General features: G+C 49.2%; 9 protein-coding genes. 6 read left to right on the forward strand and 3 right to left on the reverse strand.

What is annotated here, in order from left to right; all coding sequences use genetic code 11:
• Positions 1-558: response regulator (locus tag RT018_RS02515; protein ID WP_312938969.1), on the reverse strand; the 558-nt coding region annotated here is incomplete at its 3' end.
• Between the two features lie 18 nt (positions 559-576).
• Positions 577-2,163 (reverse strand): transporter substrate-binding domain-containing protein, encoded by a 1,587-nt coding sequence (locus tag RT018_RS02520; RefSeq protein ID WP_312938970.1) that lies wholly within the window; start codon positions 2,161-2,163, stop codon positions 577-579.
• Between the two features lie 387 nt (positions 2,164-2,550).
• On the opposite strand from RT018_RS02520, the gene RT018_RS02525 reads away from it, so the two are divergent.
• From RT018_RS02525 to msrB, 6 genes are all read left to right on the forward strand, one after another.
• Positions 2,551-2,991, forward strand: a complete 441-nt coding sequence (locus RT018_RS02525) for a hypothetical protein (protein ID WP_312938971.1) — start codon at positions 2,551-2,553, stop codon at positions 2,989-2,991.
• Positions 2,988-4,319 (forward strand): TrkH family potassium uptake protein, encoded by a 1,332-nt coding sequence (locus tag RT018_RS02530; RefSeq protein WP_312938972.1) that lies wholly within the window; start codon positions 2,988-2,990, stop codon positions 4,317-4,319. Before RT018_RS02525 ends, RT018_RS02530 begins: the two co-directional genes overlap by 4 nt.
• Before the next feature lie 21 nt (positions 4,320-4,340).
• On the forward strand, positions 4,341-4,994 hold the full coding sequence (locus tag RT018_RS02535; protein ID WP_312938973.1) for a TrkA family potassium uptake protein: 654 nt from the start codon (positions 4,341-4,343) through the stop codon (positions 4,992-4,994).
• Complete coding sequence (locus tag RT018_RS02540) at positions 4,991-6,367, forward strand: ATP-binding protein (RefSeq protein WP_312938974.1); 1,377 nt, start codon at positions 4,991-4,993, stop codon at positions 6,365-6,367. The genes RT018_RS02535 and RT018_RS02540 overlap by 4 nt, the downstream gene beginning before the upstream one ends.
• Complete coding sequence (locus RT018_RS02545) at positions 6,360-7,052, forward strand: response regulator transcription factor (RefSeq protein ID WP_312938975.1); 693 nt, start codon at positions 6,360-6,362, stop codon at positions 7,050-7,052. The genes RT018_RS02540 and RT018_RS02545 overlap by 8 nt, the downstream gene beginning before the upstream one ends.
• Positions 7,053-7,181: 129 nt before the next feature.
• Positions 7,182-8,132 (forward strand): peptide-methionine (R)-S-oxide reductase MsrB, encoded by a 951-nt coding sequence (gene msrB, locus RT018_RS02550; protein WP_312938976.1) that lies wholly within the window; start codon positions 7,182-7,184, stop codon positions 8,130-8,132.
• 80 nt (positions 8,133-8,212) lie between these two features.
• Here msrB and RT018_RS02555 read toward each other — a convergent pair whose 3' ends face one another.
• Positions 8,213-9,208 carry a spore photoproduct lyase family protein gene (locus RT018_RS02555; RefSeq protein ID WP_312938989.1) on the reverse strand — a complete coding sequence of 332 codons (996 nt, stop codon included), beginning with the start codon at positions 9,206-9,208 and terminating at the stop codon, positions 8,213-8,215.
• Between the last annotated feature and the right edge of the window lie 579 nt (positions 9,209-9,787).

Here is a 9,787-nt window from a genome sequence, read left to right on the forward strand (position 1 = left end):
CAGATTTTTAAAATACGATGGGTGTATCTCATCCTCCCAGAGAATGGACATGATCTCGTCTACGACGCAACTGGCGCCGCAGCGATCCACCAGATACGCCAGTAGCTCCCGGGTACGCTTGTACTTGAAATTCAGCCGCTGCCCGTCCACCGATACCTCAAAATTACCAAAGCAGTGAAAGGTAATCCGCTTTTTCTGCGGAATCGGATAACGTAGATGCTGCATCTGTTTGCGCATCTCCTGAGGATCTATCGGCTTCAGCAGATAACCGCTGGCATTGAGCTGATAGGCGTCAAACGCGTGCTCTGCATAGGCGGTAATATAAATGATGTTGAGTTTCGGCAGAAGAACTTGCAGCTTTCTTCCAAGCGTAATTCCATCCATTCCACGCATCTGTATATCCAAAAATGCGATATCCACCGGGGTTTCCTCGACAAAGGCCAGCGCCTCCGAAGGGCGGCGAAAACCATGGACTTCAGCATTGGGAAGTACCTCGCCGATGCACCCTTCCAGCCGCTCCAGCATAATTGCTTCGTCATCCACAGCAAGAATTTTCATAGAATCCACCTCCGCACGTCACTTATTCTTCGGAATGCGAATCGTTACGACGGTGCCTTTGTTCGCGCTGCTTGCAATGCTTAAACTGCCGCTGCACATGAATTGTAACCGCCGACGCACATTTTCAATACCAATGTGGATACGACTATCCTCCAGCACGGTTTTTTCGTCAAACCCAATGCCGTCATCCTCAATTTGCACCAGCCAGACGCTTTCCAGTTCCCTGCTTCGAACGGTCACGGTGCCACCTTCTTCTTTGTGTCCCAGCCCGTGCTTCACTGCGTTTTCCACGATTGGCTGTACCGTTAGGGGCGGCAAATAGAAATTCTCGCACACCACATCGTATACCACCTTCAGATCTTCCCCGAAGCGCATTGTTTCCAGCCACAAGTACGTTTTAATATGCTGCAGCTCTTGGGTAAATGGAACCATCTTAGTATTTTCTACCGATTCCAAATTGGTCCGCAGATACCGGGCAAAGGTGTCAATGGCGATCGCAGCCTGTTCGGAATCTTTACGGCAGAGCTGCCCAATCGTTCCAAGGGCATTAAATAGGAAGTGGGGCTGAATCTGAGACAGAATAATTCTGGATCGTCCGTCTGCCAGTTCGGCCTCTTTGATCGCCAACGCCGCTTGACTCAGGGCAAGTTCCTGCTCTGCCAGTGCTTCTCGGGCAGAAGCCCGCTCTTTCTGGATGAGGGCACCAATTCCCGCCGCACTCAAAAGGATCACACAGGTGGTAACCAGATAAAATGTGCTGTTTTCTTGAAGAACCTCCGGGAGAGAACGGGTAAACACATAGGTGGTAAGCCACTTCCTTTGAAGGGAGGACAGCGTTCCGTCCAACTGCATTTCCCGGATCGCTTGGTCAAGCTCTGCCGCCAATTCCTTTTCGCCCTCCCGGACGCCCAAGCCCAAGCCGCTGTCCATCATTGCGAAAACTTGAAGCAGATCTGCGTAGCCCTGCTGCTGAATCAGCATCTTGGCCACGGATGCGCGCATAACGGCGTAGTCAATTTCTCCCGCTTCCAGCGCTTCCAGTTCTTCGGAATAGGTATCATAACGAACCGCGTTTTCCTCAATGCCATAGATATCGACCTCGGTGTTCCCGTTGAGGATCGCAATACGTCCCTGCTTCAGATCATCCACACCGCTGATCGGTGCCTTTCCGTATACAACAAACGCATCATCGGCCACGATGGAGGTGATCATCAGCCCGTCATTTCGATTGGATATACTCTCCAGTCCCATGATGATATCCGCGTTTCCGTTCTTCACCGCTTTGGTGGCTTTTGTCCAAGTTGTCAGGTAAATGTCAACATTTACGCCAAGCCGGTTGGCCACCTCATTGATGCACTCGATGTCGTGGCCGGTATAAGAGCCGTTGACTGTAACGGAGGAATACGGCGCAAAATCAATGTCTCCCACCACGCGTAATGTCCGCTCATAGGAGTTATCCGCTACGATCCTTACTTCTGGAACACCGGCAAACCAGCCGCCTTGGACGACCGCATTGGCAATCTGAGCCGTCAGCAGAACCACAATCAAGATACTGAGCAGATAGAGCTGCAAAAAGTGTCTTTTTGAGAAAGCCGAGCTATGCATATCGGGTCATCGTCCTCTCTTTTTACTCAGTTACACACAGTTTCGGTTTTCATGGGGCGGATGACAGAAAATTTCCCTTCTCGCACAGTGACCCAGCGCTTGCTGTAAGTTATCCGGGAAATTGGCACATGATAGCACGTAGTGGCTCGCCATACGATTGTTATCTTAAAATATTACTATTTATGTTATACTTTTTTATGTTATATTGCAAGAACCATTAAGTTGCTAAAGAAATTATACAAGCGTCTTGGCCGTCAAAATGGGAGAGCAGCTTTCATCCGCGCACACGCTTCACCATTCTTTATACAAAAATAATACCGCTATAAAAAAAGAGGATACCATCCTTATGTTCTTTCTGTTATCGTAATACGGAAAGGAGGCGGGTTCATGACAATTTTGCTGGCTGCCACCACTGTCAGACTCCTTGTGCTTGGCTTTTTTGTCATACAACGCTTGAATAATTTTATCGAAAGGGGCGGATTCCTCGACAGCCCGCAGGGGCGAGCGAATCAAGGCATACTCATCTATGGCGCGCCAGAAATCGAGGAGAACATACATAAACGCGGAATGAAGTGCAGAATTCTTACAGATCCCATATTTCCGGAGGACAGTCTGTATTCAGCCTTGTTTGCCTTATCGCAGGACGACTGCGCTAATCTGGCGTTATGTCATACGGCCAGACAGGCAGATCCCGGAATTACAATGATTGCGCGGTGCAGCGCGCCAAATTTGCAAGATGTATTTGAGGCGTTGGGAGTAATCAGGCTTCTTAGAGCGGAGGAATCTGTTAGCCTCCTGTTGGCGGAATTAGGAGGTGTTGAACAATGAATACCAAAAGATGGAGTTCCACGCAAATCCTTTCTCTTGGATTTGCAATGCTTATACTGATTGGCGGGCTGCTTCTAAGTTTGCCAATCGCCAGCCGCAGCGGTTCGGGAATTCCTTTTTTGAAGGCCCTTTTTACTTCCACATCCGCCACTTGTGTCACCGGCCTTGTAGTTTATGACACTTGGACGCAGTTTTCCTATTTTGGTCAGGCGGTCATCCTGCTGCTGATTCAAATTGGGGGACTTGGATTTATGGCAGCTGCCATCCTGTTTTCCCTTGCCGTAGGCAGACGCATTAGTCTGCGGGAGCGTTCTCTGTTGGCAGAGGCTGTCAGCTCCATGCAGGTGGGCGGCGTGGTCCGACTGGTGCGGCGGATGCTGATCGGGACAGCGCTTTTTGAAGGAATCGGCTCATTGCTTTTGTCGATTCGCTTTGTTCCGATGTTTGGGCTCGGCCAGGGATTATGGTTCTCTGTGTTTCATTCCGTGTCTGCATTTTGCAATGCGGGTTTTGATCTGATGGGGGCCCGTTCACCATTTTCCTCCCTCACGAGTTTTTATGACGACCCCCTTGTTATCCTCACCATTGCCGTGCTGATTATGGCAGGCGGCATCGGGTTTGTCGTATGGAACGATTTGATTGAGAGCCGATTCCAGTTTAAAAATCTGCATCTGCATACCCGCGTTGTGCTCTTTTCCACCATGGCGCTCTTGCTGATTGGAACAGCCGCATTTTCCAGTCTGGAAAGCAACGGAACAATGCAATCCATGAATGCGGGTTCGCGAATACTGCCGGCTTTTTTTCAAGCGGTTACACCGAGAACAGCGGGCTTTAACAGTCTTGACATTGCTTCCCTCACAGACGGGAGTAAATTTATCACCATGTTGCTGATGTTTATCGGAGCGGCGCCCGGTGGTACCGGTGGCGGTATCAAGGTGACAACCTTAGCCGTAATGGCCGCCTCCGTACTGGCAGAGCTCAGAGCGCGAGAGGATGTGAACCTGTTTCACTTCCGGCTGGAAACGGAGGCCATCCGCCGCGCTTTCTGCGGGACGGCTGTCTATCTGACAATGACCGCAGGCGGGATTTTGGTTTTGTGCGGGCAGGGGCAGCCGCTGATCGAAGCTGCCTTTGAATCGCTGTCCGCCATCGGCACGGTGGGCCTCACCATGGGGATTACAACCACGCTCCCAGCCTTGTCCCAAATTGCTATTATTCTTTTAATGTATGCGGGACGTGTGGGAAGCCTGACCGTCTTTATGGCAGTGGCTCGGTCGAATCATATTGGCAAGCTGAAGAACCCTGTGGGCAAAATTATAGTTGGCTGACAAAGAAAGGACCCATTTGTAATGAGATCTATGCTGGTAATTGGAGCAGGGCGCTTTGGAAAAAACCTTGCTGTTAAGCTCGCCGAGTTGCATAATGAAGTTATGCTTGTGGACGTAAATGAGGAAGCCGTGCAGAAGCTGGAACCTTTTGTTACCCGCGTTCAGATTGGAGACTGTATGGACCGGGATGTGCTTGCGGAATTGGGTGTGCGTAATTTTGACGTATGCTTCGTATGCATCAGCGAAAATTTTCAGTCCTCCATGGAGATAACCTCCCTTTTGAAGGAACTGGGGGCACCCTATGTGGTCTCCAAGTCGGACCGTGAAATCCACGCCGATTTACTCAAAAAAATCGGCGCTGACGACGTGGTATACCCAGAAAGAGACATGGCGCAGAGAACTGCCGTCCGATATTCGGCAAAAGGTGCGTTCGACTATATCGAGCTGTCTCCCGAATACGCCATCATGGAAATGGAACCGCCGGAGAACTGGATTGGATGCAACATTCGGGAACTGGACGTGCGCACCAAGCATCGCGTCAATGTAATCGGTGTGCGACGCGGGAAGCACATTTTGCCCCTCATTAGCGCCGATCACGTATTTCAAAAGCAGGAACACATTATTGCTGCGGGCGAGCAAAAGGATATACTAAAAATGATCAATAAATCGAATTGACAAAGGAGGGAGCAACCACGGTCAAAAACGCAGGAAAAACCGCTGTAACAATCGGCGTAGCAACGGCATTGGCTCTTTTTGCCGCGTGGCTAAGCGTCGCCAGCGAGAGCATTATCATGATGTTTTTGCTCGGCGTCCTGTTTACGGCGGTATTCACCAGCAGCCTTGGTTGGGCGATTGGTTCAGCGCTTGCGTGCGCTCTGCTTTTTAATTTCCTGTTTACCGAACCGCATTATTCGTTTTTCGTATACAGTCCCAGTGATTTGATGCTTTTAGTATTTTTCATTGCCACAGGAATCGTTTCCGGGATGATTACGTCCCGTTTGCAGCGTGAAATGAAGTTGGCAAGCGAAAATGAGCACACGGCTAAAATTCTGTATCGCATCGCGTCAGATTTCCTTTCTGCCAGCGGGACAGAGAGCGTCATCCGAAAAGCCAAAGATCTGGTTTGGGAATATGCCGGACTTAAGAGTACCATTTCACTCGGGGAGCAACCAACTGCTTCTACGGCCTTTGAAATCAACGGGGCTGCTGGGCTGCTGGGCAGACTGGAACTTTCCCAAGGACAGCCCAGCGGACAGATGCTTTTAATTGTGCAGGCAATTTGCGCACAGCTCGGGATTGCGCTGGAGCGAGAAATGCTGGTGGCTGAACGGGAGAAAATTCGAATGGCCATGGAGCGGGAACAACAGCGTGGAACGCTCCTTCGGTCCGTGGCCCACGACTTGCGCAGCCCGCTGACGGCAATTTCTGGTGCCGGCAACTTGTTGGCGGACAACTATTCCAAACTTTCCGATGCTGAACGCAGAAAACTTGCATCTGACATTAGCGAAGAAATTGTCTGGCTCAGCGATCTTGTGGAAAACATTCTCGGTATGACCCGAATCAGCGAGCAGAAGATTGTGCTGCATAAACAGGACGAAGTCATCGACGACGTAATCGGTGAGGCAGTCAAACATACCGAGCGGCTCCTGCGCGACCGGCATTTCCATGTGAAATTGCCGGATAATGTAGTAACGGCTCCTATGGACGGCAAGCTGATTGCTCAGGTCGTGATCAACCTCTTAGAAAATGCGGTAAGGCATACGCCGTCCGACAGTGAAATTTTTTTGACGGTACATGCGGGAAGTGACTTGACCGTATCGGTGGCAGACACAGGGAATGGCATTCCAGGTGTGATCCGAAGCCGCCTTTTTGAACGGTTTGTTACCCAGGAGTCGGATATTGTAGACGGACGTCAGGGACTGGGACTGGGGCTTTCAATTTGTAAGGCAATTGTTGAGGCACATGGCGGTACGATTTCTGTGTCGGACAACGCGCCAAAGGGCTCCGTCTTTACGTTTACCCTGCCCATGGAGGAAGCTGATGAGTGAAAAACGAATTATTCTTGTGATAGAGGATGACAAATATATTTCTCATTTTATTGACCTCTCTCTTTCCAAAGAGAATTATGCAGTCCTAACCGCAGAAACCGCAGCGGAGGGTTTGTTCCTGTTTACCTCTCACCGTCCGGATATTGTCCTGCTGGATCTGGGCCTGCCCGACCGTGACGGCGTGGAGCTGCTCCGCGAGCTACGGACATTTTCCGAAACACCCGTTCTGATTGTCTCGGCGAGAGGTCAGGAGACGGAGAAAATTGCCGCACTGGATCTTGGCGCCAACGACTATATCACGAAGCCCTTCCACATGGGGGAATTAATGGCGCGTATCCGGGTGGTGGAGCGACTGCTGGAGAAAAACGGGGCGACCGACGGAGAATCCGTGTTCTCCTGCGACTGGCTGACGGTGGACTATGAAAAACGCCGGGTGCTCGTGTCTGGCAATGAAATTCACTTAACACCGACGGAATATAAAACCCTCCTTTTGCTCATATCTAACCGGGGCAAGGTACTGACGCACAATTATATCATCCGGCAAATATGGGGTTACGAAGGAGGGGACAGCAAGAGTGTGAGGGTCTTTATGGCCAATCTCCGCCGGAAACTTGAAAAGGACACAACCCATCCACGCTTTATTCTGACGGAAGTTGGCATTGGTTATCGCTTCGCGGATGAATAGCAATGCATCGCTTTGGTTAACGAGCGCCCACGGGAAGATACGTTCAATGGGTACATTAAATTAATATTGGCAAGAATAAGTGATACGTTTTTCTGAATTTTCGTTGATTAAAAAGTAGGGAGGTCAAGTATGTCCGAGATTTATCTTGCTGGCGGATGCTTTTGGGGGCTTGAAAAGTATCTCGCCTCCATCAACGGAGTTACAGCGACACAGGTGGGGTATGCCAACGGAAATACCGAATCTCCCACCTATGAAGAGGTTTGCCATTGCAATACGGGACACGCAGAGACGGTAAAGGTAAGCTATGATCCCGCCGTGCTTCCGCTGGAATTTCTTCTGGATTTATATTATGAAGCAATTGATCCGCTCTCGCGCAATCGACAGGGCGGCGATGTGGGTGAGCAATACCGAACCGGCGTCTATTATGTGAGGCAGGAAGACGTTCCGGTCATTAAAAATTCTATTGACCGATTGCAATTTCGATACAACAGGCCCGTTGCAATTGAAGTACTTCCACTTCGCAATTTTAGCGCAGCGGAAGAATACCATCAAGAATATCTGAATAAGAATCCCGGAGGATATTGTCATATCGGGAAAGCTCAATTTGAAAAGGCAGCAAACGCCGTTGTAAATCCTGCCGCGTACTCAGCACCCGACATGGCCGCCCTACGTCAAAAGCTGACGCCCGAGCAATATGAGGTGACACAGCGCAGTGCCACGGAGGCACCATTTCAAAACGAGTTCTTCCAGACGTTTACACCCGGCATTTATGTGGACATTACCACGGGCGAACCCCTGTTTTCATCGAGCGATAAATTTGAATCAGGGTGTGGCTGGCCGAGTTTTTCAAAGCCCATCGATCCTCATGTCATCCACGAGAAAGCAGACTCCTCCCATGGGATGATGCGCACGGAGATACGAAGCAGGGTTGGAAATGCCCATTTAGGCCATGTGTTTCCTGACGGCCCCAAGGAATCAGGCGGTTTGCGCTACTGTATCAACAGCGCCTCACTGCGTTTTATTCCCAAGATGGACATGGAGCGCGAAGGATACGGCTTCCTGCTCAGTCTGATCGATTAAACGCAAAGGGCTCACTCTCCATGCGATTTTTTTCATTTGCCAAGCTTTTACGATCAGCAATTTACTAAATCATTGTACCGCTAAGAAATATATAAGATTGGCATAGTTCCTAATCGACGTGACAGCTTTTCCCGTAAAAAGGTCTCGGCCACAAGGCGCGTATCTGTTCGGTAGCAGTATTTTCCACGTCCGCGTCCAGTCATAGTTTCCCGGTTTAAAAGTTGTACGGCTTGAGGAAACGCAGCGGTATTGATCGCATTCTGCACAAAGCTATAGGTCATCAATATAATCTCAATAAATCCGGTTTTCTTGACCGTTTCACTGAGTTCATCAGCAAGCTGGTCGATTAATTCACTATATAGCCGTTCCCAATCGGGAAGCAAAATTACGGGGGCAATCAGCAGTCCCACAGGATATCCCGCATTTGCCACATTGTTAAGCGCCTGAATGCGCGCATGCAATGGTGCGGTGCCAAGTTCTACGCGGCGTATGATATCCTGCGGATTCACACTCATGCGAAAGATTGTTTTGCCCCTGTGGTCAAGATTCAGCAGCGGATTGACCATATCAAATTTTGTTGGAAACGTTAAATGCCCGCGGCCTTCCCGCCCAAAGCGTTCAATTGTATAGCATAAATTATCGGTTATCGTGTTTTCCAGCACTAAGTCGCTGTTGCTCCCAATTTCGAAGGTCTGTGGAATGGGAGCGGCGTTGGCTTTTTTAATGAGCCGGTCCAGCATTTGCTCGCGGTTGACAAACAGGCGGAGATACGCGCATTTGTTGTAATTGCATACCAGATAACAGTAAAGGCACATCGCTTTGCAGCCTGAAGATGTATAAGGTACCAACCAGTCGGAGACTTTATGGTTTGGCACGTATTTGTGCGTCTTTCTGAGTCCAATAATGATATGATTCTTTAGTTTTGGAAAATCCCGGTTATCCGCCGCTGCCAATTCTGGAATAAAGTTGTGATTTTCAATCTCCACCCAAGGCAAGTTTGCATATTTGGTCTGAAGCAATTTTCCCAGTTCGTAATTCAGCGCATCCAGTTCGTAATAAACGGCATCGAATTCCATATTCATTTTGAATCTCCTAACGGACTGTAATTAAATCAAACGGGTGCATTAATAGTATGGATGTGCAACGGAACATTATCCATAGGATAAGTCCCCCTGCATTTTGTACTCGAGATTTTCTAAGGACGCTTTGAATGACTTTTTGGCGGTAATAGCAACGTGGAATTTTATGACGCCGCCAAGGATGCGGGCCTTAATTACTTCCTCATTAAACTGTACAATGCTCTCAGACATGGTTTTCTGTTTTCTTTTAGAATGGTGTGTCGCGACTTCATTCTATCTAAGACTGCAAACCATGTCTCTTTTATCCCTTTTGCAATTTGCGCAGTTGATTGCACCTTATCCGAAGTTATCCGTCAGCGCTTATATAGAACCACAGCTATCAAAAAACAGACGCGGGAGGCTCCGAAGGCCTCCCGCGTCTGTTTCACAATTCCATTATTTCATATGTTTTTGTACATCGCTTACGGTAATGGATGCAATGTTGGTGCGTCCGGTTTCCGAAGCGGGCAGCGAAATAGTTCCGTTATTGATGAGCTCCACCGCTTTTTGGTAGATATCGGAGGTCTTGTCAACACC

This window comes from Oscillibacter sp. (assembly GCF_032060045.1).
Taxonomy (GTDB): domain Bacteria; phylum Bacillota; class Clostridia; order Oscillospirales; family Oscillospiraceae; genus Oscillibacter.